This window comes from Mucilaginibacter sp. (genome assembly GCF_041663085.1).
Classification (GTDB): domain Bacteria; phylum Bacteroidota; class Bacteroidia; order Sphingobacteriales; family Sphingobacteriaceae; genus Mucilaginibacter.
In genome coordinates this window covers 1-23,844 of sequence record NZ_JBAZRC010000063.1, presented here as the reverse complement: position 1 = coordinate 23,844, position 23,844 = coordinate 1, and the positions used below count along the sequence as shown (strand labels likewise).

The following is a 23,844-nucleotide window of genomic DNA, read 5'->3' as shown; positions in this document are numbered from 1 at the left end:
TATTTACAAAGGAGTGAACGGTAGCCATGGTTGCAAAAGTAGGTTATTAGCAGGGCATAGCCAATAAACAATATGTCATTTCGAAACGATAGTGAGAAATCCTGTTCAATTGACAGGCGGCGAACTTTGCATAATTAACAAGATTTCTCCTCGTACCTCGTTCGAAATGACAACCGGGGGTTATTTCCACTTAAAACTCTTAATCATTACATCCACATCCTTTTTAATAAAATTAAGTACGGGTTGTATAGAGTCCAGCCGTGGTTCAGAGTTAAAATACAGCGCACCTCGCAGGTAATGTTTGGTGCTATCCGTCAGGAAAAACTGTGCAGATGATGCTGCGTTACCATCAATGGTGTAGTAAATGCCGTAAACCTTACGGTCTGGATATGAAATAACCCCTTCATCAATAGAAGTTGCTTTTACGGTATGTTTAAAGCTGAGTTTATGCGCGTCCTCTACCAATTCATTGAACTCTTTTTTCGATTTTATGGTTTCGTAGCTTAAGTGCAGTGTAGCATTAAATTGCGGGAACTGAATATTTTGCCAGCAGGGTTTTGCATTGGCAGCCCTGTCGGGTTCTACTTTGCTGTAACGGGGGTAATCAAACGTAAAAGGGCAGCCCTCGTTATACGATTGATAATCCTTTTTAGGAAACTCGATACGGTAATACCCCCGGGGCTTTGGCGAAAAATCGGCACTGCCGCCGCAGGCAGCAAACAATAAAACAAATAAGATGAGTGCTAAATATCTCACGGGTGCTTTTCTTTTGAGTTCCATATCTCCCAGGCCTTTTCTGCCTGCAATACTAACATTTCGTATCCGTTTTTTGTAGCGGCGCCCTTTTCGGCCCCTTTTTTCAAAAATAGTGTTTCTTCGGGGTTATATATCAGGTCAAACAGCAGGTGATCATCGGTTATGGCCTCGTACGGTATTGGCGGGCATTCATCTACATTAGGGTATGTGCCTACGGGGGTGGTGTTGATGATGAGCTTATTATTTCTAACATCTTTTGGCCTAAGGTCGCTGAAAAGTATGTTCCCTTCGGCCGGTTTACGGGTTACGCATTTATAGGTAATGCCTTTATTATCAAGCACACATTTAACGGCCCTTGCCGCGCCTCCATCGCCTAATATAAGAGCCGTATCATGATGGGTTTTCAACAACGGTGATAACGACATGTCAAAACCATAAATATCGGTGTTATAACCTTCCAGCCTAAAATCGTGTCCTTTTATGCCAAGCTCACCCGAGAATGCGGCCTGCACCGGGCTTTCTGATGTAATGCGGATACAGTTAACCGCGCCGGCGCCTTTTGCGTCGTGCTCAATCCAGTCAAGCTGTTTTAAAACTTTTACTTTATGCGGGATGGTAACATTTAAACCACACAAGTCGGGGTTTTCGTGAAGGAGTTTTGAAAGGTCTGCAATATTTTCCAGCGGATATAGCTCGTAAGTGCAATCCGTTATATTTTCTTTTTCAAATTTCTCGGTGAAATACCTTTTAGAGAATGAGTGCGAAAGCGGGAACCCAATTAGGCCATAATGTTTCATTGCCGGCAATTTTAAGACGGATGCGGCTTTTTATCGCCGCTATCCGCCGTAATATTAGCAACAAACTACCATGTTTTATAATTTAATTGCAGATGTAGGGTAAGGGTAGTTCGGTTACAGATTTTTTAACCTATAAAAATAACGCAGGCAACCATGGCATTGATAGCGCTTTAGCTTTAACCAGGGTAAAAATATTTTTACAATGGATCCGCGCTTTACACGTTCGCAGCCACTCCGGCCGCAACGCGGGCACGATACTTTTTGTTTAGCCGTTGCATCAATTTGGGGCTTAGCCTTTTGCTCGTTAAATATAAGTTCCATTTCATTAAGGGTTTCCCCAAAAGTGAGATGTTTACATTAAACAAAACTGCCACTCATATTAACAAAACTGCCATTTAAGCGCATAAAACCTCCATTTTTTAATAAAAGTTAAATGCCGGTTGCTTTATACTATAAAAGCTCGTTTACATCGCGCCCGTAATGCTCTTTAAAAAGCTTGCTGAAATAGGTTGGTGTTTCAAAGCCGGCCATATATGAAATTTCGGCAATTGTACGGTATCTGCCACTCTCTATAGCCTCCCGCGCCACCTGCAGGCGTATAATGCGGATGTATTTATTAGGTGTTAAACCGGTAATGCCTTTAATACGGCGAAACAACTGCCGCTCACTGATGGCCATTTCATCGCTCACCATAAGCAGGTTAATATTGGTTTTACCAATATATGTCCTTACTGTTTTTTCCAGATCGTTTAGCCAAACCAAATCGGCTGGCGATGGTTGTACGGCTTTTTGCTCTACTGCCGCTTCAACAATTATTTGCCCTTCGGTTTCGTTATCATCGTCATAAAACCTGCCCGAGGCATTGTTTAATAAGTTATTGGCCCGGGCCAGTAGTTCTGCGCTTACAAAGGGTTTGGTAAGGTAATCATCTACCCCTATGCTTAAGGCATGCAGCTTGTTCCGGTTATCTGCTAGTGCCGTAAGCATTATTACGGGGATGTGGCAATAAGTTGACTGCTCTTTTAACTTGCCAAGCAGGGCAAACCCATCCATTTCGGGCATCATTACATCTGATATGATCAGATCGGGCAGCACATCTGCCGATTGCAAAACTTCCAGCGCTTTAACACCATTATTGGCAGTTTTGATCCTGTAATATGGCGAAAGTATAGAGGCAATATATTTTACCATCTCATCGTGGTCTTCAACTAATAAAATAAACTTATTGCCTGTTGTTGCATTGGCGGGCTGTATTTGTACATCATCATCTTGTAAAGTAACCCGGCTGTTTTGTACTGTAACCGGTACTAATGGGATATAAGCCTTAAATGTAGCGCCTTCTCCATAGGTGTTTTCAACTTCAACGCGGCCGCCCATCAATTCTGTAAATTCTTTGGCAATGGATAGGCCAATGCCGGTACCGCCTTCGGCATTTATACGGTTTTGGTTGCCCTGGTAATAGCGGTCAAATATTTGGGAAAGGTCTTGCGGGTGTATCCCGGGGCCATTGTCCTGCACGCTAAAGCAAATCATGTCGCCATCTATTCCTGCCATAATATTTACCGATCGTGTTGCCGGGGTAAATTTGATGGCATTGCTGATAAAGTTATTGGCTACCCGTTCAAACTTATCGCGGTCTAACGATACATACAGTCGCTCATCAATTTTACAGATGAGTGTATAGACGATATCCTTGTATTCGGCAGCCGAGGCAAAGCTTTGGTAAATAAGTTTGATGAACGATGCCAGCTGCACGGGTTGTGGTTTTACAGCCAACGTACCAGATTCTATCTTGCCGAGGTCAAGCAGTTCGTTAACCATATTGAGCAACTTTTTACTGTTACGGGCTATGGTTTGCAGGTTATCTTTTTCAGAACCTGTGGCTGCGCTGTTACTAAGCAACTGTTGCGTGGGGCCAATTATTAAAGTTAGCGGTGTTTTTAACTCATGACTTATATTGGCGAAGAACTTTGATTTCATCGCGTCCATTTTGGCAAGTTGTTTATGCTCAAGTGCTAAGGCAGCAGCCTCTTTTTTCTTTTTGTAAACAAACCAGCGGTATACGGCGATGATAGCAATCAATATAAAAATGGCTATAATAATAGTAAAGTTGCGCTGCTGTTGCAGTAAGCTATTACGGTTTGCAGCTTGTAATAACCGTTTATCATTCTGATATTTTTTATCAAGCTCGGCGGCAGCGCGAGTTTGTTCGGCGGTGAGGATGGTATCATTTAATTGATTTTCTCTCACGGCGAAATTAAAGGCCTGCTTATAATCCTTTAATCCTTCATAAGCTACGCTTAGCTTATTATAAATATTGCGTTGCAGGGTGGTGTTGCTGTTTACGCCCGATTGTATGGCAAGCGCCCTTTGCCCGTATGCAACAGCCTTACTATAATTTTTATGGTCGATGCTCAGAGTCATCAACTCGTTTAGGTTATGTTTAGCAAGCGAGGGGTAGTTGTTTTTAAGGGCAACCCCTAACGAACTGTTTAACACATCTTCCGCCTTATCATAACGGCCCTGCATCTCATACAAACGGCCCAGGTTGCCCATGTAATTAACCTTTTTAAATGCCGATAGCTTTTGCAAATAAGGCCCGCTCAATACCTGCCCCAGGTAAAAAACAGCCTTCTCAACGTCTTTTGGTGGTATAGTGCCGTGCTTTACCGGGTTAGAATATACATTGGAGAGCATGCTTGCTGCAGCGATGTATAGCGAAGTGTCTTTTATGGCCTGGGCCTCGTTCACAGCTTGTAAGGCAATGGGCAACGCGCTGTTACGGTCGCGCAGGGGGCGATACAGGTCGGCTATACAGATGCGGCATTCTATTCGCAGTTTTCGCCAGCCATGTTTATCGGTTAACTTTAAAACATCAAAAGCCTCTTTAAGCGCAGCCTCGTTTTTCCCGCTGCGGCTAAGCATGTAGGCTATCATCATGCGCGACTTTGCATAGGTAGAAGAATCGCTTTCGGGGCTGCTGTTGGCAACCGCGCGGCGGGCATAGTCAAGGGCTTTTATCTCTTCGCCAACCTGGTAATATTTAAACGAAGTAAGGTAGAGTACCTGGGCTTCAAAAACCTTATTGTTTTGCTGCCGGGCTACAGTCAAAAGCGAATCGCTGTATCGCCTGGCCGAATCGATATTATTAAATTGTGTTATTTTTTTGAGCTGTGGTTGGTCATACTGCTTTTGGGCGCAGGCAATATTCAAGATCAGCGTACATAAAGCAATGCTTAAAACCAATCTTTTTAAAAGGCAATAGTATTTAACCAGGGGCATAATACCCGCTAAATTAATTAATTATCAATTATTTATTAAGCTAAGATGGTTAAAATTTGCCTATTAAAACAAAAAGGCTATATCTACCCTGGTAAATACAGCCTTTTGTTTATATTGTGTATTCGTTATTTAATACATTCGAACTTTACAACCAGTTCCCAGCGTTTTGGGTTTTCAACCAGTTTAAACAATGGGTCGGCCGAGTCATTATACTCGCAGCGGCGGATATTTGTAAAACCGGCGTCGCGCAATTCTTTTTCTGTCGATTCCCAATCCCAAAGCCAAAGGTGTTCCAGGTAGCCAAATAAATGTTTTGTAACCGCTTTAAAGCTGCGCGGCCGTACTTCAACCCCCATCATCATTCTTTTTATTAAGGTAATAGATGCTTCCGGGTCGTGCTTTACATCTTTATCGGTAATATAATCGCGTACCAGTACTTCAAGATCCGGCATTATCATCCTGAATATACCACCGGGTTTTAACATTTTATAGGTATTGCGTAACGCTATCCTGAAATGCTCAAGTGACATGTGCTCCAATACGTGCGAGCAGTAAACCCCGTCGGCAGTGTTGTCTTTTATGCCTGGTAACCCTTTGGTAATATCGCCATATTGTACATTTTTATCAAATACCTGCCCAAGGCTTTTTTTAAGCAGAAACCCAACAACAGGTGTTTTTTGAATAACAAGTGTTGGCGATACATCAAAATTTTTCCATTCCGCAGGAGCTGTTTGGCCGCAACCATAATGAACGTACAGTTTATTATCAGACATTTTATAAAAGGGTTTTAATAAAAAAGGTAGTTTTACTTACCGTTTTAAAGGTAATTTATTTTGATGAATATTTAAACGCGTTAAAAGCATATAATTCAGCACAAATAGATCTTTTAGCTATACAAATGTTTAGTATAAACGTGTTTTATTATTAGTTTAGCAATAAATAACACCCTGCATGTTAAATAACCGTAATATATTATGCATTAGCGGTACCGAGTGGAACGGTAATTATATAAAAGCGGTAGTTGAGCTGATGAAGGTGCTGTCAGCCAAAAATACCATCCTTTTTGTAGAAAATGCCTACACCTACAAAGATGCCATTGCCGGTGTAAGCGATAAGGATAAAATAGATTTTGCCAAAGCTTTTGGTCTTAAAAGCCGGCTTCGCACTATCACTACTGATAATGGCGGTACGGTAAACATTCTTTTCCCTCCACTGGTTTTTCCGGTTAATTTTTTACCAAATGGGGCGCTTTATAAAAGCCTGCTTACCTTTAATGCATGGCTGCTGCGCCGAAGTGTGAAAAAAGCTTTGAAAAAGTTGAACATGCAAAACGAGCTGATCAATTTTACCTCGTTTAACCCCGGCATGGGTTTAATGACAGGCCGTACCTTTAACGAGAAAACCCTGATATACCATTGTTATGATGAGATAAAAGGTGCACCTTATTGGTTAAGCAAACACGGATTGCGCCTTGAGGCCGGCTTTATGAAAATGGTTGATGCCGTTATTGTTACCTCGCAAGGGTTGTATGATAGCAAAAAAGACTTTTGTAAGCAGTGTTTTATTGTAAAGAACGCAGTAAAAGTTGATCTTTTTAAAAAAGGGTTTAACCATAGCCCTAACCCAGGCAAAAAGGTGGTTGGTTATGTAGGTACGGTTGATGACCGCAGCGATTATGATTTGCTGCACCATCTGTTCACCAATATGCCCGATGCCGAATTTGTATTTGTAGGCCGTATATTAAGTGAACGCGCGAAGGACATATTAAGTAAATACCCCAACGTAAAAATAGAAGGGCCAAAAATGCCCGAGCAACTTCCCCCTTACCTGCAAACTTTTTCGGTAGGGATAATACCATTTGTAAAGGATGATTTTACGAAAGGCATTTACCCCATGAAAATAAACGAGTACCTGGCGGCGGGGTTGCCGGTGGTAAGTACGGCTTTTGGCGACATTGCCGATTTTGCCGGCCTCATTAAAATAACCGACGATAAAGAGACGTTTTTGCAATACGTTTTATCTGAAATAGCAGGCGATACGCCCGAAAAACGTACTGCACGTTTAAAAACTGCCGAAAATAATACCTGGGATAAACGTGCCGAAGAACTATCAAGTGTGATAGAACAGGTAGAAAAAGGCTTGAAATGATCTGGATTGCCAGGCACGGGTTCTAAAAAAAATCCCGTTATTTGATGTATCTGTTATGAACCCGTACCAACAAAAACGCCGCTGGAAATATTTTTTGCTTGCCTTTGCCGTGGTTATTGCCAGCGGATCGTTGTTTTACACCAGCTATTTGGTGAGGAAGATCTCCGTATCTGAACGTACCCGGGCACAAGTTTGGGCCTTAAGCATGAAACAGCTGGTAAACACCTACGATAATGATTTTCTGAGTTATGTAATTGCAGTAAGGGACAGCCTGGTAGTGCCCGCTATCATAACAAATTCGAAAGGCGAAATTGTTAACTGGCGCGGACTCGATATTACTAAAACTAATAACAATCTTGATAAGGCCGAACTTAAGCAGCGTAAACTGCAGTTCGACCCCGGGTATTTTAAGGACGAGCTTGCTTACATGAAAAAACAGCATGCGCCAATAAAGTTTATTATGTTGAATGAACCGCAGTTTGTTTACTATAAAGATTCGGCCTTGCTTACCCAGCTAAAGATGTTTCCTTACATCCAGCTTTCAGTTATAGCTATATTTTTAATGGTTGCTTATACCGCTTTCAGCTCATCGCGCAAATCTGAACAGAACCAGGTTTGGGTGGGCCTGGCCAAGGAGACTGCGCACCAGTTAGGTACGCCAATATCATCATTAATGGCATGGATAGAACTGATAAAAGATAAGTTTAATGCAGAAGATGACCCGCTAATGGCCGAAATGGAGAATGATGTTAAGCGACTGGAAATAGTGGCCGATCGTTTCTCAAAAATCGGCTCGAAACCAAAACTGGAAGAGCATATGGTTTATGAAGTGGTAAAAGAGTTTGTAGACTACTTCAAAGTGCGGGTAAGTAATAAAATAACCTTCGAAATGACGGGCAACCGCCGTTTAACTGCGGGGTTAAATATCCCTCTGTTTGATTGGGTGCTTGAAAACCTTTTAAAAAATGCCGTTAATGCTATCGATGAAACGGGGGTTATTAAAGTGCAGATACACGGCAGTAAGCAAAAAAAACAAATATTTATTGATATTACTGATACCGGGAAAGGCATCCCGCGGTCAAAATTTGACACCGTGTTTCAGCCGGGATATACCACCAGGCAACGTGGCTGGGGGTTAGGCCTTTCGCTGACCAAACGTATGGTAGAGAATTACCATAATGGGCAAATTTTTGTGAAAGACAGTGAAGTAGGCAAAGGAACAACATTTAGGATTGTATTAAAAACCATTAGATATGATAAGCAAGCCAAAGTCTGACGATTACGCCCCTTATGCTGCAGGCTATGTAAATTTGGTGCCCGATGGCGCGGATGTATTGCAGGTGTTAGCCGATAACCAGGCATCAACATATAAATTATTTCATGGCCTAACTGAAGAACAAGCCATGCATGCATATGCTGAAGGTAAATGGACGCTAAAGGAAGTACTTGGGCACATGATAGATACCGAACGGGTGTTTTCATTCCGCGCATTTGTATTCTCTCGCGAGGATATATCATTGCCCGGCTTTGACCAAGATACCTACGTAAACAGCACCGATTTTAACAGCCGCAGCATACAAAGCCTTGCCGATGAATTTAGGGCAGTACGTGAGGCTACCTTGTTTTTGTACCGGTCATTCAGCCCCGGGCAACTGGCCTGCAGCGGCGTAGCCAGCGGGGCACTGGTTAAAGTTGCCGCGCTGGTGTATATTACCGCCGGGCATGAGCTTTATCATCTTAATATTATAAAGGAACGATACCTATAAACAAAACGGCCTGCCAAAATATTTTGGCAGGCCGTTTTGTTTATACTAATTAGTTAGATTAATTATCCCATCTAACCCTTTTGGTTTGATCAGGAACAGACTCGTCGGCCGCAATTTTAACATAAGCGGTAAACTCTGCTTCTACCGGCTTATTGTTATACATACTCGGGATCCATTCAATAGCAAACTTATCGTTTGATAGCTTAACATTTTGTTTTGCTGATTTCTTGCCATCAACCAGGAATATTACGCTATATGTTGCTTTGCCATCGGTGCCAATGTGTGCGGTTATTTCAGCATCTGCCCCCCAATTCTTGCTGTCGCTAAAGCCATATATATTATTTGCCAATAATTGTAAATAATAATCAACAGAGCATAATGGCAATGGGGCCGAAGCGCCATTTTTTATCTTGTTATCGTCACTTAATACAGTAACAGATACATTCTTCAGCGTGTTGGCGTCAACAAAAGCAAGCTTCTTCTGGTCATAATTATAGCGCATGGCCAGTTTGAAATCTTTATTAAAAAAATTCCAGGTACCTGCTCGCTGGTCATCTTTGTAAATACCCTGTAACCATAAACCATCATTACTCAGGTTTTTAACGGCATAGATGCCTTCTTTCTCATTGTTTCTGGCATCTACATTATAAACCGCCAGAGAAACGTTATCTATTTTTGTTTTTTTCTCTGTGGTTTGAGCACTTGCTGAAAGGCCTGCCGCCATCAGCAACATTAAAAATATTTTATTTCTCATGATAATTAGATTTAAGTATAAAGATAATATGTTTTTTAATATTATCGCAAATAAAAAAAGGAGCCTTGCGGGGCTCCCTCTAAAATTGTATCAGGCTGATTATTAGGCTTCTTTTTTATGGCTGTTATCATAAAGTTCTTTCTTTTCGATACGGTAAGAAAGTACCAGGCCAAGGCCACCAAATATGGCTATTAAACCAAAGTATATTGCTTCATTCTCATCGCGGGTGCTTTCAAAAACGGTGCGGTCAAGCAGGTAAGCTAAAAATAAACCCAAGCCTGCTCCAATCAGTAACAACCCCCATTTAAGGTTTTGGTAAGGTGCGGGTTGTGCTTTATAGCTGCGTGGGTCCATGCCACGTTCTATCATTGCCATACGTTCGCGATTGCGGATATAAAAGATCCCGAAGATCATTGCGAAAAGCCCCAGTGAAATTGAGATTGGGATTAAAAATTCTGCGTCCATGATAATATAAGTTTAAATAAATTAATAATTTTTGTTTGCTAAGCCACCATAATGGTGTATTTGTAAGCTATGACCACACGTTTTTTAATGAGGTTACACCCTTAGGTAAAATATTTTAGATTTATGAATCGCGATTTTAGATATCGTATTTATAGTATTAGATATGTATTAATGCTTAAATTTATTCGGTAAGCCCAGGAATCGTAAATGAGGTGTAACCTAACCACAAGTGGTGTAGTCAGAGAGATTGTATAATATGCAAAGCAAGCTTTCAGATATTGAGTTGATAGAACAAACCCTTGGGGGCAACCAATCGGCCTATGCCGACCTGGTGAAGCGCCACCAGCGGTTTGTATTTACACTGGCTTTACGCTTTTCAAAGGGGCGCGAGGATGCTGAAGAGATTGCCCAGGATTGCTTTATAAAGGCATACCGTTCATTAAGCTCTTTTCAGCAGCAATCAAAGTTTAGTACGTGGCTGTATAGTATTGTTTATACTACTGCTATGACATTTTTGCGTAAGAGAAAGCTGGATACCTCTTCTATTGATGACGACGAAAGCTATATACAGATAGAAAACAAACCCAGCGGCTATGATGAATATAACGTTGAGAATAAATCGCGATCGTATTATATAAACCAGGCTATAGAACAACTATTGCCTGATGATGCCACTATTATAACCATGTTTTATAAAGGCGAACAATCCCTTGAAGAAATTGCGCAGGTAATGGGGATAGAAGCCAATACCGTTAAGGTAAAACTATTTAGGGCGCGACAGCGTTTAAAAGAAAGGCTGGAGCGTAATTTAAAACACGAAGTTAACGAACTGATATGAACAGTATAGAAGAAAAACTTTGGAACTACATTGATGGTAACTGCCCGCCCGACGAGCATAAGGCCATTGCCATGCTCATTGAACAGGACGAAGTATATCGTAAAAAGTACAATGAGTTGTTACATCTTAACAATGAGTTTGCTGCTATGGAGCTTGATGAGCCATCGATGGCATTTAGCTACAATGTAATGGAAACCATCCGTGCCGAAAAAGCAAAGCAACCCCTAAAGGCCGCTGTTGATAAGCGTATTATATTGGGGATAGCATCGTTTTTTGTGCTTACCCTTTCGGCGTTAGTTGTTTATATGTTTAGTGCGGTGAACTGGTCGGCAGGCAATGGTGTTCAAATTCCTGAACAGTTAAACATACAGATGCCGCATGTAAATACATTTTTCACGGGCCCGGTTGTAAAAGCCTTCCTGTTTTTTGATTTGGTGATGGGGCTTTTCCTGCTTGATCATTATTTGCGCCGCAAAACGGCCACAAAAGGACAATAAATGGACTTTTTGTATATAAAATGACCACAACCGACAGCTTGACGGATATTTATGACATGTTAATTTAATATTAAATCGCCCTTCATTGCGTTATAGCGACACATTTAAAGCTAGCTTAAACATTTAACAATATTTGGTACAGTATTTGTGTTAGCCTATGCATACCGGCAAACTTGCCGGTTAATTGTGATAAGGTTTAGGTTGAAAGTCTCCCGACGCAAGGTTGGGAGGCTTTTATTTTTTTACGGCAATTGCATACCTCCCGCGTAAACCTTTTCACCAAAAATTCATCTTACAATTAGTATCTTAGTGCTAAATTATACTAATGAAAAAAGTAATTATATATGCATTTACCATGCTATTGGCATGTGTAACTTTAAATACCTACGCACAGGAGCAGCCCCGTATACCTGAGGCCAGCTCAACACAAACCATTATACAAGACTTTGGCCTGGGCAAAATAACTATTACCTACTCCCGCCCAAATGTTAAGGGGCGTAAAATATTTGGTGGTATAAACCCTTATGGCGAGGTTTGGCGTACAGGTGCAAATGCTGCCACCACTATCAATTTTAGCGAAAATGTATTGATTGAGGGTAATAAAGTGCCAGCCGGCACCTACTCTTTGTTTAGTATACCCGGGCAAAACACCTGGACTATTATACTAAACAAAACGGTTAAACAGTGGGGTGCCTATAGCTATAAAAAAGAAGACGACTTTTTACGTTTTACTGTAAAACCTATAACTGTTAAAGAGAAACGCGAAACCTTTACGATGGCTTTTGCCAACTCTACTACAAAAAATACCGATCTGTACATTATTTGGGACCACACCGCAGTGCCTATACACATGCAAACAGATGATGATGCACAGATAACCGCCAATATTGAAAAACTAATGCAAGGCGATATTAAAAAGCGCCCTTACTTTAATGCTATTCAGTATTATTATGAGAACGACAAAGACCTTAAAAAGGCCATGCAATGGGCATTAGAGGCCGAAAAACTTGAACCTAACGGCCCATGGTATAAATTATGGAAAGCTCGTATCCAGCTAAAAATGGGTAACAAAGGTGCTGCTATTGCTACCGCCCAGCAGGGTGTAAAATTGGCTAAAGACAGTAACGACGACGAGTATGTGCGCCTGAACGAAGCCGTTATTTCGCAAGCGAAAGATTAACCAACCAACTATAAACTTAATACAAAAGCCTTGAACTTAATTGTTTAGGGCTTTTTTACGTCGAATAAATTGTTGGGGATGCGTGTATAGGTTTGGGGTTGTACAAAAACAAGCTTAATAAGCGGGAACGCCGTTTTAATGGCTGTTCTGATCCGCTCTATGGATGCTGTAATATCTTCTGTATCAATATCGGGCTCAAACGCTACTATTAGCATCAATACTACATCATCTGGCGCCTGGTAGGTAGATAATACATTCACCACGCGTATTACGGCTTCATCCTTCTCGGCAAGTAACCTTATTTTATGCTGAGTTATAGGTGCTATGCCTTCGCCCATCAGCAGGCTGCGGCTTTCCCTTGCCAGAATGGCAGATACCCCAACAAGCAGCAGGCCTACCAATAAAGACGCTACCCCATCCATATAATGCATATCGTAATTATGACCTATGTACATAAATACAAATACGATGAACAGGCCAAGCACTGCAGCGCCATCTTCAAATAGTACTAAAAAGCTGGATGGATCCTTACTTTTTACTATTGCAGCCCACCAGCTTTGGCCGTTACGCAATTTATCAAATTCCTTTATGGCAATAACCAGCGAGATTCCCTCAAACAAAGCTGATGAAGCCAATACAATATAGTTCCACAGCGGGTTGGTTACAGGCTCGGGTTTTATAATGTGCTGAATGCCCTGGTAGATAGAGATACCACCACCCAGGCCAAATATCAATATAGATACAATAAACGACCAGAAATAAAGCTCCTTACCATAACCAAAGGGCCGTGAGCTATCAGGAGGTTTGTGGCTGCGTTTTAAGCCATACAGCAATAGTACCTGGTTTATAGTGTCAACCATGGAGTGGATGCCTTCGGATATCATAGACGAGCTGTTTGTAAGCCCACCCGCAATAAATTTAGTTACCGCAATAAGCAGGTTGGCCGCAAGCGCGCTGTAAATAGAGGCATTGTTTTTAGCTTTCATACTTATACTAGTACAAATGCTAAAAAAGCGGTTGTGTTTTTATAGATGTATTTTTGTTACACCCCCTTTGTTTAAACAGAAGCATCCACGTGTTTAACCCGAAAAATTTGGCGGGACGAACAGGGGCTGTAAGTTGGCGGCATTAAGAGATACAGGTATCTAAATAGTCGTATTAGCAAAAAAGCCCGGTTAGTTACACCGGGCTTTAGATTTTATATCTTACCAAACAGTTCGGCAAGCTTGGCGTCCAGATCATCGCCCCGCAGGTTTTTACCGATAATCTTGCCATTAGGATCTAGCAAAAAGTTTTGAGGTATGGCACGTACTCCGTAAAGATCGGCAGCTTTGCTTTTCCAAAATTGCAGATCAGATACCTGTGTCCAGGTTAGCCCATCTTTATGGATAGCTTTTAACCATGCCTCTTTAGCATTTGGCCTGTCTAACGATACACCTAAAATGGTGAAGTTTTTGTTTTTATACGCATTGTATGCTTTTACCACATTTGGGTTTTCGCGGCGGCAAGGGCCACACCATGATGCCCAAAAATCAATCAGCACATATTTACCGCGGAAAGATGACAGGCTAACCATTTTGCCTGCTGTATCAGCCTCGGCAAATTCAGGGGCTGTTGCCCCCAAAGCTACAGCTTTAAGTTTAGGCATCATCACACCAAATGCCTTACCGCCTTCCGATTCTTTTATCGATGCAGAAAGGCCATTGTATAATGGCTCTATCTCGGCATAATCAGCACTGTATGCAAAGCCCTGTAATGAATTTAAGCTAACGTAAGAGTCGGGGTGTTCTTGTAAAAACTTTTTAGTTATAACTTTTTCTTGCGCATCAATGGCTTTTTCATCGGCTTTGCTTTGTTTAATAAATGCTGCCGATTGCTTTTGCTCGTCTGTAGCTGCTTTTTCTTTAGCTTCCATGGCTGCGTAACCATCTTTCACAGGCTTTAAAGCTGCCTGGTATTGCTCGTTCTCTATATTGGTTTTTGTACCGGTAACGGTAGCCTTTTCCAATACGTCTGCACCTTTCACAGTTACTGTGCCCGGTTCAATGTAAATAGATTTGTAATCGCGTGAACTATTTAAACCGGTGCCTTTATCATTCAGCAATAAATATCCTTGTGCAGGAGCTGCAGCAGCAGTGCCGGTAAATTTAAACTCCCCGTTATTTAGAACGGCCGAATCTACAATGGTTTTACCTGCATTTCTGTATTGAAGGTATACTTTGGCAGGGGCGCTATATACACCCACCTTACCCTGAACGGTAAATTGGCCATCTTGTGCAAATGCCAATACCGGTAAAAGCGCAACGGCGCTTAATAATATTCTTTTCATAATGATAGTCAGTTGTTTTGAAGCACCAATATCAAATTAATTATCAGGAAATCAAATTTTTCCGAGTAACTTTTCTAACGTGCTATCCAAATCATCACCACGCAGGCCTTTTGCAACAATTTTTCCTTGTGGGTCTATCAAAAAGTTTTGAGGGATAGATTGTACCCCGTATAAAGTGGCGGCAAGGTTATTCCAATATTTCAGGTCGGATACCTGTGTCCAGGTAAGTCCGTCGTTTTTTATGGCAGCCAGCCATGCGGCTTTACCATCGGGCCTGTCCAATGATACCCCAAGTACAGTAAAACCTTTGCCCCTGTACTTGTTATAAATTTTTACCACGTTAGGGTTTTCCTGCCTGCAGGGGCCGCACCATGATGCCCAAAAATCTATCAGTACATATTTACCACGTAAAGATGATAACTGTACCGGCACTCCGTTTACGTCGTTTTGCGTAAAATCAGGCGCCATGGCACCAATTGCGGTTAATCTTAATGCATCAATAGATAATTTTAATTGCTTGCCCCCCTCCGTTTTTTTAAGGTCATCAGAAAGCAGGTCATATAACGGGCCAACTTCGGCTACGTCAGGAGTTGGGCCGCTAACGCTTGATAGCGCCAATAAACTGATATAGCTTGCCGGGTGTGTGGTAATAAAGTTTTTAAGCACCGTTTTTTGCTCGCCCTGCAGTACTTTATATTTGGCTTGCATGGCGTTTTGGAACGAGGCGGACCGTTGCTGCTCAGCAGTGGCTTTTTTCCCTTCAAGGGTTATTTGCTGTGCCTTATCTAAAATTATTTTTAGTTGGGCTTTAAGGGTCTTATTATCATTATTTATAGCTGATCCGGTAATATCGGCAGTGGCGATAGAATCTTTACCGGTAACTACCATGTTGCCTTTTTCCAGGAAAAAGCTTAACCCATCGGCAGTTTTAGATGGCCCCCCATCCGAGAAATTCTGGGCAACATATTTATCAAAGCCCAGGTTTTTATGATCGATGAATAAGGATGCGCTCACCGGATCCATTACCACCCCATCAAACTTAAACTCGCCATTACTAACGGTTGATGAATCGGTTACGCTGTTTGCGCCTAAATAATAAACCAGGTATGCTGTAGCAGGGCCTTTAATATTAGTTAGCCTGGCTTTTACAGTAAAGGGCTGCGCGTTCTGCGCGAATGCAATTGCAGGCAAAAATGCCGCTATCGCGAAAAAAAATCTTTTCATTTAAATTTATCAGTAAAGTATCTATAACGGGTAAACGCCTAATCAATTGCCGTTTAGTTCAATTTTTGATAGGTGCGCCACCAAAGGTCGGGCATTTCGCCTGATACTGCGGTTTTATAGTCCTCATAACGGCAAGGCACTAAATGGAAACGTTCGTTCTTGGAACCACCTGTTGGGTAAGGTACCTGCATCCACCAACGGTCGCTTTTTTTGCTTTTTACAAACACAAGCTCATGTTCATCGTGCTTAAGGCTGGTTTTGTAAATAAGGTATTGCGATTTTGGGTTAAGCGGATAATCGCGTTTACGGTTATAAAAACCATCTATAAAGTACCATATCATCTGCGATAGCAGCATGGCAGTCTGGCCATTATTATCATAAGCCGGGTTAAATTCGTAAAAACCTATCGAGCTTAGCTTATCGTTAAAACCGGCATAGCGGCAAATCTGGCAGGCTTCTTCGCCATAAAAACCGTTTGGCTTAGCGTTGGCGTTACCAACCGCGTCCGACGAGCGAATGGCACCCATATCAAAGCTTACCATATTGGCATTTCGGATAATAGGCTCGGCTACGGCTATGTTTTGAGTAAGCTCGCCAAGGCGGTGTACATCAAAGTAAAGCTTTTCCATCACCCGTAAACTATCTTGATTTACAAAATAGGTTTGGTAACCCATATTGCTGTAATTGAAAAGATAATTAGGCTCGTGCAAAATTACTTTATTCATGTACGATGCCGAGGTAGTTTCGATAGTTTCGCTAAAGTCATCGTCATTCAGGTCAAGCTGTGAATCGATCACCAGCATATCTACCTTTTGCTCCAGGGTTTCGTAACCGAGGTATTGGGCGTAGGTAAGGTCCTGCCCGCCACCGATGATGACCGGGATAATATCCTTTTTGATCAACTCTTCAACCACGGTTTTAAGCGCGTAATAGGTGTCAACAACCGTTTCGCCACGGGCAATGTTACCCAAATCGACAATTTTTGTGGTGTAACCGCCTTCGTTTAACTGGTAAAGTTTTTCGCGCACGTAATCGGGGCCTAAAGCGCAACCGGGGTTGTTTATGGCGTTTCGGTCATCAAGTACCCCAATAATAGCGATATCCGTTTTTTGTTCCAGGTCGGGGAAATCAACCGAGTAATGTTCAATCTTATCGCCAAGCTGGCTGGTAAAATATCCATTCTTTGGTGTGATCTTTTTCAGATCGATGGGGGTGAAAAAATCGGCTAAAGACATGTTTTTTGATGTGCGGATATGCTGATGTGCAAATGTGCGGATTTTTTGGATTAATCAGGTTGATGAGATGAAATTTAGAATGAACCATGATTTTTATCTCACGCAAAGACTAAGACGCAAAACCATCATTCCTATATTTGCGTCTTTGCGTGAAAAATCTTTACATATCTAACTGCGCCTGCACACCTAAAAAATCTGCACATTTGCATATATGATTCTTGTAACCGGTGCAACAGGGTTTTTAGGGGCCGAATTAGCGAAGGAACTTATCCTGCGCGGAAACCGTATCCGTTGCACTAAACGTGCGTCGTCAACCATTCCCCAAATACTTGAGCCCTATGCTGCAAAAATTGAATGGGTAAATGCCGACCTGATGGATGCTGCCGCTCTTGAAGATGCGCTGGATGGTATAACACAGGTTTATAACTGCGCTGCCTTTGTATCACTAAAACAGGCCGATAAAGAACCGATGATCCGTACCAATGTGCGCGGCACGGCTAATTTGGTAGACCTGTGTAACGACCGCAATATCCGCATGGTGCATACCAGCTCGGTTGCTGCCGTGGGCGAGGCCAAGCCCGGTGAGATGATCACCGAAAACCATCACCTCGATTCATCTACAGAAACAGATGGTTACGCCATATCAAAACTGGAAAGCGAAATGGAGGTGTGGCGCGGCATTGCCGAAGGACTGGACGCCGTTATTGTAAACCCAACTATTATTATTGGCGCAAGTGCAGGCACCACCGGCAGCGGGCAGATCTTTGAAACCGTACGTAAAGGCCTTAAGTTTTACACCAGGGGCACTATTGGCTTTGTAGATGTGCAGGATGTATCCAAATGCATGATAGCCCTGATGGAGAGTAATATCAGTGGCGAGCGCTACATCATCAATGCCGAAAACAGGGCATATAAACAGCTTTTTGAGGAAATTGCCGGTTACCTAAACGTACCTGCCCCAAAAACATTAGCCAAGCCCTGGATGATGGAACTGGCCTGGCGCGGCGCATCGTTAATTGGAGCCATAACGGGCAAAGCACCCGCCCTTGATAAAACCAGCGCCCGGGCAGCATCAGTTACCCGCGAGTTTGATAACAGCAAAATTAAACAAGCTATCGGGTTTGAGTTTAGGCCGGTGAGCGACACGATAAAGGAAGTGTGTTCGGCTCTGCGGGGTTAAAGATCGCAGATACTTTTGGAAGAAAACAGCGACTTTTTCCGGCTTTTTTCGACCTTAAAACGCCTTTAACCGGCCTTGAAACGACTTTTTTCAGCGCCAATAATCCCGACGGGATATTTTTGACTAAAAGCCTATTTTTTCAACTTTAACAACACCACATTTTCCACATGCTGGGTGTGCGGGAACATATCTACAGGTTGTATTTTAACGGTATCGTATTTTTCTTTCAGGGTGAGCAGATCGCGGGCCTGGGTGGCGGCATTGCAACTTACGTAAACAATTTTATCAGCTTCAATCTCCATCAGGCGCGCAACCACATCGGCGTGCATGCCGGCTCGTGGCGGGTCGGTGATGATCACATCGGGTTTGCCATGCTCGGCCACAAAATCGTGCACCAGCACATCTTTCATGTCGCCGGCGTAGAACTTGGTATTGGTAATGTTATTGATCTGCGAGTTTACCCTGGCATCCTCAATGGCCGATGGCACATACTCTACCCCAACAACTTCGCGTACATGGCCTGCAATAAAGTTGGCAATGGTACCGGCGCCGGTGTAAAGGTCATAAACCAGCTCGTCGCCGGTAAAGCCTGCAAAGTCGCGGGTTATTTCGTACAGGCGCAGGGCCTGGATAGAGTTTGTTTGATAAAATGATTTTGGGCCAACCCTAAAGCGCACCACATTGCCATTGGCAGCGGGCATTTCCTCGTGGATATACTCCGGGCCGCGCCAGGCTACAACCTCCTGGTCGAAGATGGTATCGTTCATCTTTTGGTTGAGGATGTACAGCAGGGATGTGATCTGCGGGAAGGCGGCATCTACATAGTTCATCAGCAGGTTCACCTGCTCTTCATCCGCGTGAGCAAAAACTACGATCACCATGATCTCGCCTGTAGACGAGGTACGGATGATCAAATTACGCAACGCGCCGGTATGCTGGCGCACATCATAGTAGCTGATGCCGTTTTGTTTGGCAAAAGCGTTGATGCTATTCCGAAGATCGTTTGATGGTTCGGCCTGCAGGTAGCAATGGTTAATGTTCAATATCTTATCGAACCTGCCGGGGATATGGAAACCCAGGGCGTTCATGTCCAGCGTTTCGTCTTCGCGGTTTTCGCCGTCGTACAGCCAGCGCTTGTTTGAGAAAGTGTACTCCAGTTTGTTGCGGTAGTACCTATCGGCAGGCGAGGGAACAATGGCATCCATGTGTTCCACATCTATTTTAGCGATGCGGGTTAAGGCATCATGTACGGCTTTTTGTTTGAATTTTAGCTGCGCTTCGTAGGTCATGTGTTGCCACTTGCAGCCGCCACAGGTACCAAAGTGTTCGCAAAACGCAGGCACACGGTATTCTGACGGGGTGATGAGTTTGGTGATCTTGGCTTCACCGAAGCTTTTTTTGCTGCGGTAAACTTCTACGTCTGCAATATCGCCGGGTACGGCCTTTTCAATAAACAGCACAAAATCTTCGGCTTTGCCTACCCCTTTGCCTTCTTCGGCAATATCAATTACGGTTACGTTCTCAAAGAACTTAGGTTTTTTTGCAGATCTACTCATCAGGCTGCAAAGTTAAACGTATTTATTAATTTTTAGAATGGGGGCATTGAGTTTAACCATACACTTAGTGGGTTGTTGAATTTAACCACAGAGGGCACAAAGAATTACACAGAGAACACAGAGGTTTTAGCACTTAATAGCCTATAAAGTTAAAGTAGTTTATAATTTTTTAGCTTTGGCAAACAAGCATTGCCAATAACTATGGATATACCACTTGCTACCCATAAATAGTACCCTAAACCATAATGGGTTATATCACTTGTCCATTCGTCCTGATGGTTGTAAATCTGTTTATAACATAAGAAAGAAAGCATTAACGCAGTTGCAGCTAAACTGCAAATATTAGATATTTTAGGAAATCGGCGGACTGTTAACCACGCCAGAAATATTAGCGGATTGGCCATCCATGTAAGCATAATGCCGCCCATATATAAGCCGGCCCAACCAACTATTAATGTGCCCCCGGCTAATACACAGCTACTTTGTGTGCAGAATGCATCTTGTGTCAATGCTATGCCGTAGCATACAATGCTAATCAGCACAAACGTTATCGAATTATCTGTAGTTTTCATCGCGGATAGATTATATCCCGCTTTAGCTATAGGTGGTTTTCTAACAATAAGGCACATAAATTTCCATCCCGCCTACTATTGTGGCAGATGCCGAGCAACGCGGCGGCTCTCAGATAAACAGGTGCAGGATATCGTTCCAGAAGGTATCCGGTTCGGTATCTTCCAGGTCAAACTGCTCGTCTATCAGGTCTGAAAATTCTGTTAGTTCCCTACTCATGGCAAAAAGTTTTACTATGCAAACATAGTAAAATCTATACCAAAAACCAAAACGGTATTTTGAATTATTTTTTAGTTTGAAATGATGTCCGGCTTCTGGGTACTTTCCAGGTTATAGAAATACGATCCGCCTGCAATACAGATGGCATACGACAGCATCATATAAAAAAAATCATTATGAACATCAAATACTCTCCGCCCAAAAAAAGCAAATGTGCCAACGGTTAACAGCGTTCCTGCTACAGCAATCAAATGTTTAATTTGCCCCGATGATGGGAAAGTGGCTATAAGTCCCTTAATTATAAAAAGAAAAGTTAACCAAGTAAAAAATGAAAGTATGCCTCCAAATATCACATAAAGTAAATAATAAGGTGCATCGTTCATGTACATCCCAAGACTTAGAGTGTGTTTATTAATACACAAATCAATTAGAAAAAACACTACTGGCGCCACAAAAACACTTGTTAGCCAAACTTTTAAACTGTAAGAAAATGAGTTTGATTGCATTCTTTCAATGATTACATACATGAGGGCAGAGTATTCACCTGCGCAGTTGTTATAGCGACCATGGTTTTTGCCCTTGTTGGTGTTGCCTCCAACAAGCCGCCATTCATTCAAACTTTGCATCTGTTTACCGTCCTAAAGGTTGTTGGTGACAACACCAACAACGGGCGGAACCGTCTGTGTGAATACATTTTCAAAAGGTCTATTTTCAATGCATCGCAGAGTCTACCCTCATAGCCATTATGCAACGCGATAATTTGAATATATATCTGGTTGTTGGGTAGCCTCTACGAGGCAATAACCCGGTTATTATTTTATTCTACAAAGCGGTAGCGCCTACGGGGCATTACTTTATACGTTTTTATTGCTTCGACACACTGGGATTCTTATTTTGCCCTTGTTGGTGTTGTCACCAACAAGCCGCCATTCATTCATACTGTGCATCTGTTTACCGTCCTAAAAGTTGTTGGTGACAACACCAACAATGGCGAGAAACCGAAACGGTATTTTGATTTATTATTCTTTATAGACGGTGACCGATTTGCCATCAACCATTAAATTGTAGAATAAGGATCCGCCTGTTATACATATACAATTCGCCACCATCAAATAATAATACCCCTCAACAAATCTTGAAGCGGAAGAAAATGCCCAAAACGTGCCGATTGTTAATACCAAACCCACTGAAGCGATAACAAATTTGAGTTTGGAAAAAACGGAAAAGCAGGTGATAATGCCCTTAATTATTAAAATAAAAAGGACCCAGGTAAAAAAGGAAAATATAATGCCGAATATTTCGCACCCTCCATAAATCGATATTTGCTCTAAGATAAAATCCCAAAAATCTGTTCGATTCCTTTTACTTAAGCATACATTAACGGTTAGATATAAAACGGGAGCTAAAACAACACTCGTAATCCACACTTTTAAACTATATAAAATTGAATTTGTATTCATAGTGATAAGGCTACATATATAAAGGCAAGTGATTTACCTGCGCGGTTGTAATAGCAGCAATAGTTTTCTTATACTTATACTGCATCTTCTTTACATAAATATCAAACGTTACGCCGCCTGCCATAAAAAGCTTTTTGTGCCCATACCATACCAGCAATGATGTTGCATGGAAGAAATGCTTGTACGCCACTTTGCGCCATGCTTTTGAAAAATTTGATTTCCCTTCAAAGATGATGGCCAGCCGCTCGGTTTGGAAAACGATGTGCGGCGCTTCGTCTATCAAAATATCGTTACAGATCTCCTTAAGCAGGCGGCATTGGGTAGCATCCTTTAGCGCCTGGTAAAAGATCTGCGCGGTGCTCTCTACCACAATAACGGCCAGCGTCCATAATTCCATACTGGTGTTAAAGTAGCGCACCTGGCGGAACAGTGTATCGCCCCAATCCTTCTTTACCCGTTTTTGCCCTATCTTATCAATGTAGCGGCCCAGGTTATTGCCATGCTTTTGTTCTTCTTTGATAAAAAGCTTTACCGCATCCACATAATCCGGGTCGCCAAGGCGGTAGGCGTATTTGGTTGATGCCGCTATGAGGTGTTCGCCCTCGGATGTTTCGCCCAGTTGCCAGGCCTGTAACGATGGCAGTATGGCAGCTATTTCATCCTGCGTAATGGTTGGCGCTAAGGCCCAGTTAACCCTTTTGTGGCGGGCATTTGCCTGGAAATACCCTATCCAATAATTGCTTGTATGCATAGTTTTTGATGTTTTATGTAGAGACGCGATACTTCGCGTCTTAATTAATAATATAACATGGTTTAAAGAGAGACGCGAAGTATCGCGTCTCTACGGTGTGTGTTATTCAGGTTTATCCCAATTTATTTTGCGCGAAAAATACATAAGCATACCGGTGATGATGAACAGGGCGATACTACCTATCATCAGCGCCAGGTCTTCCAGTTGAATGATAACGAAAATAAAAATGTAGATAACGGAGAGGATAAGAGCGAATAAGGCCGCAGCACCCTTGTTTTTGAGCAGGGAAGCAATAAATACAGACACCAGCCCTATGGTTGCCGCCGATGCAATGATGTAAGCAGCGTTGTAGCCAACCTGCTCAGAGAACGACAGCAACAAGATATAATAGATGATCATAGCGGCACCTATCAGCACATAATTGAATGGATGGACGCGCTGTTTGCGAATAACCTCGGTAAGGAACAACGATACAAAGGTTAACAATACTATCAGGATGGCATATTTGCTGGTACGGGTGATTTTTTGGTACTGGTCTACCGGCAATATGAGCTTTACGCCAACTGATGCGTCGTCCTGCTTTTTTTCTATGCGGAACATGCTGTTATCAGCAACCCATTGCTGCGGATAAGGCCTGTTATAATACAGCATGCGCCATTTCCCCAAAAAACCATTTTCATCTATCTTGCTTTCATCAGGCAAATTACGGCCCTGAAAACTTGGACTTTGCCACTTGCCACTAACTTCCACATCGGTAGTTTTACCTAAGTGTAAAAAGTTTAATGATTGGCTCCCCTTAAGTTCAAGTGTGTAATTAAAGTCGAAAGCACCGTCCTT

At 42.4% G+C, this 23,844-nt stretch carries 23 protein-coding genes; 7 read left to right on the top strand and 16 right to left on the bottom strand.

Going from position 1 to position 23,844, the window contains the following annotated elements; genetic code table 11:
• Positions 1-180: 180 nt before the first annotated feature.
• The 4 genes from gldD to WC615_RS13010 form a co-directional block, all read right to left on the bottom strand.
• Positions 181-780, bottom strand: a complete 600-nt coding sequence (gene gldD, locus WC615_RS13025; protein ID WP_372978526.1) for a gliding motility lipoprotein GldD — start codon at positions 778-780, stop codon at positions 181-183.
• Positions 753-1,553, bottom strand: coding sequence for a shikimate dehydrogenase (locus tag WC615_RS13020; RefSeq protein WP_372978525.1), 801 nt, complete (start codon positions 1,551-1,553; stop codon positions 753-755). Before WC615_RS13020 ends, gldD begins: the two co-directional genes overlap by 28 nt.
• Positions 1,554-2,003: 450 nt before the next feature.
• Positions 2,004-4,835: an ATP-binding protein gene (locus WC615_RS13015; RefSeq protein ID WP_372978524.1), complete on the bottom strand. Its 2,832-nt coding sequence runs from the start codon at positions 4,833-4,835 to the stop codon at positions 2,004-2,006.
• A gap of 125 nt (positions 4,836-4,960) precedes the next feature.
• Positions 4,961-5,608 (bottom strand): methyltransferase domain-containing protein, encoded by a 648-nt coding sequence (locus tag WC615_RS13010; RefSeq protein ID WP_372978522.1) that lies wholly within the window; start codon positions 5,606-5,608, stop codon positions 4,961-4,963.
• Between the two features lie 178 nt (positions 5,609-5,786).
• Here WC615_RS13010 and WC615_RS13005 point away from each other — a divergent pair, with 178 nt between their 5' ends.
• Genes WC615_RS13005 through WC615_RS12995 form a run of 3 tightly spaced genes read left to right on the top strand, consistent with a single transcriptional unit; the run spans position 5,787 to position 8,749 of the window.
• Entirely contained in the window at positions 5,787-6,983 is a 1,197-nt protein-coding gene (locus WC615_RS13005) for a glycosyltransferase (protein WP_372978521.1), read from the top strand.
• Positions 6,984-7,038: 55 nt separating this feature from the next.
• Entirely contained in the window at positions 7,039-8,259 is a 1,221-nt protein-coding gene (locus tag WC615_RS13000) for a sensor histidine kinase (RefSeq protein WP_372978520.1), read from the top strand.
• Entirely contained in the window at positions 8,237-8,749 is a 513-nt protein-coding gene (locus WC615_RS12995) for a DinB family protein (RefSeq protein ID WP_372978519.1), read from the top strand. Before WC615_RS13000 ends, WC615_RS12995 begins: the two co-directional genes overlap by 23 nt.
• A gap of 58 nt (positions 8,750-8,807) precedes the next feature.
• Here WC615_RS12995 and WC615_RS12990 read toward each other — a convergent pair whose 3' ends face one another.
• Together WC615_RS12990 and WC615_RS12985 are read right to left on the bottom strand one after the other, a co-directional pair.
• Positions 8,808-9,503 carry a hypothetical protein gene (locus tag WC615_RS12990; protein ID WP_372978518.1) on the bottom strand — a complete coding sequence of 232 codons (696 nt, stop codon included), beginning with the start codon at positions 9,501-9,503 and terminating at the stop codon, positions 8,808-8,810.
• A 102-nt stretch (positions 9,504-9,605) separates the two neighbouring features.
• Positions 9,606-9,968 (bottom strand): DUF6249 domain-containing protein, encoded by a 363-nt coding sequence (locus tag WC615_RS12985; protein ID WP_372978517.1) that lies wholly within the window; start codon positions 9,966-9,968, stop codon positions 9,606-9,608.
• A gap of 256 nt (positions 9,969-10,224) precedes the next feature.
• On the opposite strand from WC615_RS12985, the gene WC615_RS12980 reads away from it, so the two are divergent.
• The 3 genes from WC615_RS12980 (at position 10,225) to WC615_RS12970 (ending at position 12,483) form a co-directional block, all read left to right on the top strand.
• Positions 10,225-10,806 carry an RNA polymerase sigma factor gene (locus WC615_RS12980; RefSeq protein ID WP_372978516.1) on the top strand — a complete coding sequence of 194 codons (582 nt, stop codon included), beginning with the start codon at positions 10,225-10,227 and terminating at the stop codon, positions 10,804-10,806.
• Positions 10,803-11,303, top strand: coding sequence for a hypothetical protein (locus tag WC615_RS12975; protein ID WP_372978515.1), 501 nt, complete (start codon positions 10,803-10,805; stop codon positions 11,301-11,303). Before WC615_RS12980 ends, WC615_RS12975 begins: the two co-directional genes overlap by 4 nt.
• A 325-nt stretch (positions 11,304-11,628) precedes the next feature.
• Positions 11,629-12,483: a DUF2911 domain-containing protein gene (locus tag WC615_RS12970; RefSeq protein WP_372978514.1), complete on the top strand. Its 855-nt coding sequence runs from the start codon at positions 11,629-11,631 to the stop codon at positions 12,481-12,483.
• 44 nt (positions 12,484-12,527) lie between these two features.
• On the opposite strand, the gene WC615_RS12965 is transcribed toward WC615_RS12970, so the two are convergent.
• The 4 genes from WC615_RS12965 to WC615_RS12950 all read right to left on the bottom strand — a co-directional run bounded on the left by WC615_RS12965 (position 12,528) and on the right by WC615_RS12950 (position 17,271).
• Positions 12,528-13,469, bottom strand: coding sequence for a cation diffusion facilitator family transporter (locus tag WC615_RS12965; protein ID WP_372978513.1), 942 nt, complete (start codon positions 13,467-13,469; stop codon positions 12,528-12,530).
• Between the two features lie 212 nt (positions 13,470-13,681).
• On the bottom strand, positions 13,682-14,812 hold the full coding sequence (locus tag WC615_RS12960; RefSeq protein ID WP_372978512.1) for a redoxin domain-containing protein: 1,131 nt from the start codon (positions 14,810-14,812) through the stop codon (positions 13,682-13,684).
• Between the two features lie 51 nt (positions 14,813-14,863).
• Positions 14,864-16,036, bottom strand: a complete 1,173-nt coding sequence (locus tag WC615_RS12955; RefSeq protein ID WP_372978511.1) for a redoxin domain-containing protein — start codon at positions 16,034-16,036, stop codon at positions 14,864-14,866.
• Between the two features lie 53 nt (positions 16,037-16,089).
• Positions 16,090-17,271: a formimidoylglutamase gene (locus WC615_RS12950; protein WP_372978510.1), complete on the bottom strand. Its 1,182-nt coding sequence runs from the start codon at positions 17,269-17,271 to the stop codon at positions 16,090-16,092.
• Positions 17,272-17,482: 211 nt separating this feature from the next.
• Between WC615_RS12950 and WC615_RS12945 the strand changes: the two genes are divergently transcribed.
• Complete coding sequence (locus WC615_RS12945) at positions 17,483-18,451, top strand: NAD-dependent epimerase/dehydratase family protein (RefSeq protein ID WP_372978509.1); 969 nt, start codon at positions 17,483-17,485, stop codon at positions 18,449-18,451.
• A gap of 131 nt (positions 18,452-18,582) precedes the next feature.
• Here WC615_RS12945 and rlmD read toward each other — a convergent pair whose 3' ends face one another.
• The 6 genes from rlmD to creD form a co-directional block, all read right to left on the bottom strand.
• Positions 18,583-20,007, bottom strand: coding sequence for a 23S rRNA (uracil(1939)-C(5))-methyltransferase RlmD (gene rlmD / locus WC615_RS12940; protein ID WP_372978508.1), 1,425 nt, complete (start codon positions 20,005-20,007; stop codon positions 18,583-18,585).
• A 149-nt stretch (positions 20,008-20,156) separates the two neighbouring features.
• Positions 20,157-20,579, bottom strand: a complete 423-nt coding sequence (locus WC615_RS12935) for a hypothetical protein (RefSeq protein WP_372978507.1) — start codon at positions 20,577-20,579, stop codon at positions 20,157-20,159.
• 288 nt (positions 20,580-20,867) lie between these two features.
• On the bottom strand, positions 20,868-21,422 hold the full coding sequence (locus WC615_RS12930) for a hypothetical protein (RefSeq protein ID WP_372978506.1): 555 nt from the start codon (positions 21,420-21,422) through the stop codon (positions 20,868-20,870).
• A 393-nt stretch (positions 21,423-21,815) separates the two neighbouring features.
• Positions 21,816-22,256, bottom strand: coding sequence for a hypothetical protein (locus tag WC615_RS12925; RefSeq protein WP_372978505.1), 441 nt, complete (start codon positions 22,254-22,256; stop codon positions 21,816-21,818).
• Between the two features lie 10 nt (positions 22,257-22,266).
• Complete coding sequence (locus WC615_RS12920; RefSeq protein WP_372978504.1) at positions 22,267-23,007, bottom strand: ferritin-like domain-containing protein; 741 nt, start codon at positions 23,005-23,007, stop codon at positions 22,267-22,269.
• A gap of 102 nt (positions 23,008-23,109) precedes the next feature.
• Positions 23,110-23,844 (bottom strand): cell envelope integrity protein CreD (gene creD / locus WC615_RS12915; RefSeq protein WP_372978503.1); only part of this gene is annotated, 735 nt, incomplete at its 5' end.

Coding starts and splice junctions, on each gene's coding strand:
- WC615_RS12920 (WP_372978504.1), bottom strand. CDS start 23,007: ATGCATACAAGCAATTATTGGATAGGGTATTTCCAGGCAAATGCCCGC.
- WC615_RS12945 (WP_372978509.1), top strand. CDS start 17,483: ATGATTCTTGTAACCGGTGCAACAGGGTTTTTAGGGGCCGAATTAGCG.
- WC615_RS13005 (WP_372978521.1), top strand. CDS start 5,787: ATGTTAAATAACCGTAATATATTATGCATTAGCGGTACCGAGTGGAAC.
- WC615_RS13010 (WP_372978522.1), bottom strand. CDS start 5,608: ATGTCTGATAATAAACTGTACGTTCATTATGGTTGCGGCCAAACAGCT.
- WC615_RS12985 (WP_372978517.1), bottom strand. CDS start 9,968: ATGGACGCAGAATTTTTAATCCCAATCTCAATTTCACTGGGGCTTTTC.
- WC615_RS12950 (WP_372978510.1), bottom strand. CDS start 17,271: ATGTCTTTAGCCGATTTTTTCACCCCCATCGATCTGAAAAAGATCACA.
- WC615_RS12930 (WP_372978506.1), bottom strand. CDS start 21,422: ATGCAAAGTTTGAATGAATGGCGGCTTGTTGGAGGCAACACCAACAAG.
- WC615_RS12955 (WP_372978511.1), bottom strand. CDS start 16,036: ATGAAAAGATTTTTTTTCGCGATAGCGGCATTTTTGCCTGCAATTGCA.
- rlmD (WP_372978508.1), bottom strand. CDS start 20,007: ATGAGTAGATCTGCAAAAAAACCTAAGTTCTTTGAGAACGTAACCGTA.
- gldD (WP_372978526.1), bottom strand. CDS start 780: ATGGAACTCAAAAGAAAAGCACCCGTGAGATATTTAGCACTCATCTTA.
- WC615_RS12980 (WP_372978516.1), top strand. CDS start 10,225: ATGCAAAGCAAGCTTTCAGATATTGAGTTGATAGAACAAACCCTTGGG.
- WC615_RS12925 (WP_372978505.1), bottom strand. CDS start 22,256: ATGAATACAAATTCAATTTTATATAGTTTAAAAGTGTGGATTACGAGT.
- WC615_RS13015 (WP_372978524.1), bottom strand. CDS start 4,835: ATGCCCCTGGTTAAATACTATTGCCTTTTAAAAAGATTGGTTTTAAGC.
- WC615_RS12965 (WP_372978513.1), bottom strand. CDS start 13,469: ATGAAAGCTAAAAACAATGCCTCTATTTACAGCGCGCTTGCGGCCAAC.
- WC615_RS13020 (WP_372978525.1), bottom strand. CDS start 1,553: ATGAAACATTATGGCCTAATTGGGTTCCCGCTTTCGCACTCATTCTCT.
- WC615_RS13000 (WP_372978520.1), top strand. CDS start 7,039: ATGAACCCGTACCAACAAAAACGCCGCTGGAAATATTTTTTGCTTGCC.
- WC615_RS12975 (WP_372978515.1), top strand. CDS start 10,803: ATGAACAGTATAGAAGAAAAACTTTGGAACTACATTGATGGTAACTGC.
- WC615_RS12970 (WP_372978514.1), top strand. CDS start 11,629: ATGAAAAAAGTAATTATATATGCATTTACCATGCTATTGGCATGTGTA.
- WC615_RS12990 (WP_372978518.1), bottom strand. CDS start 9,503: ATGAGAAATAAAATATTTTTAATGTTGCTGATGGCGGCAGGCCTTTCA.
- WC615_RS12960 (WP_372978512.1), bottom strand. CDS start 14,812: ATGAAAAGAATATTATTAAGCGCCGTTGCGCTTTTACCGGTATTGGCA.
- WC615_RS12935 (WP_372978507.1), bottom strand. CDS start 20,579: ATGAAAACTACAGATAATTCGATAACGTTTGTGCTGATTAGCATTGTA.
- WC615_RS12995 (WP_372978519.1), top strand. CDS start 8,237: ATGATAAGCAAGCCAAAGTCTGACGATTACGCCCCTTATGCTGCAGGC.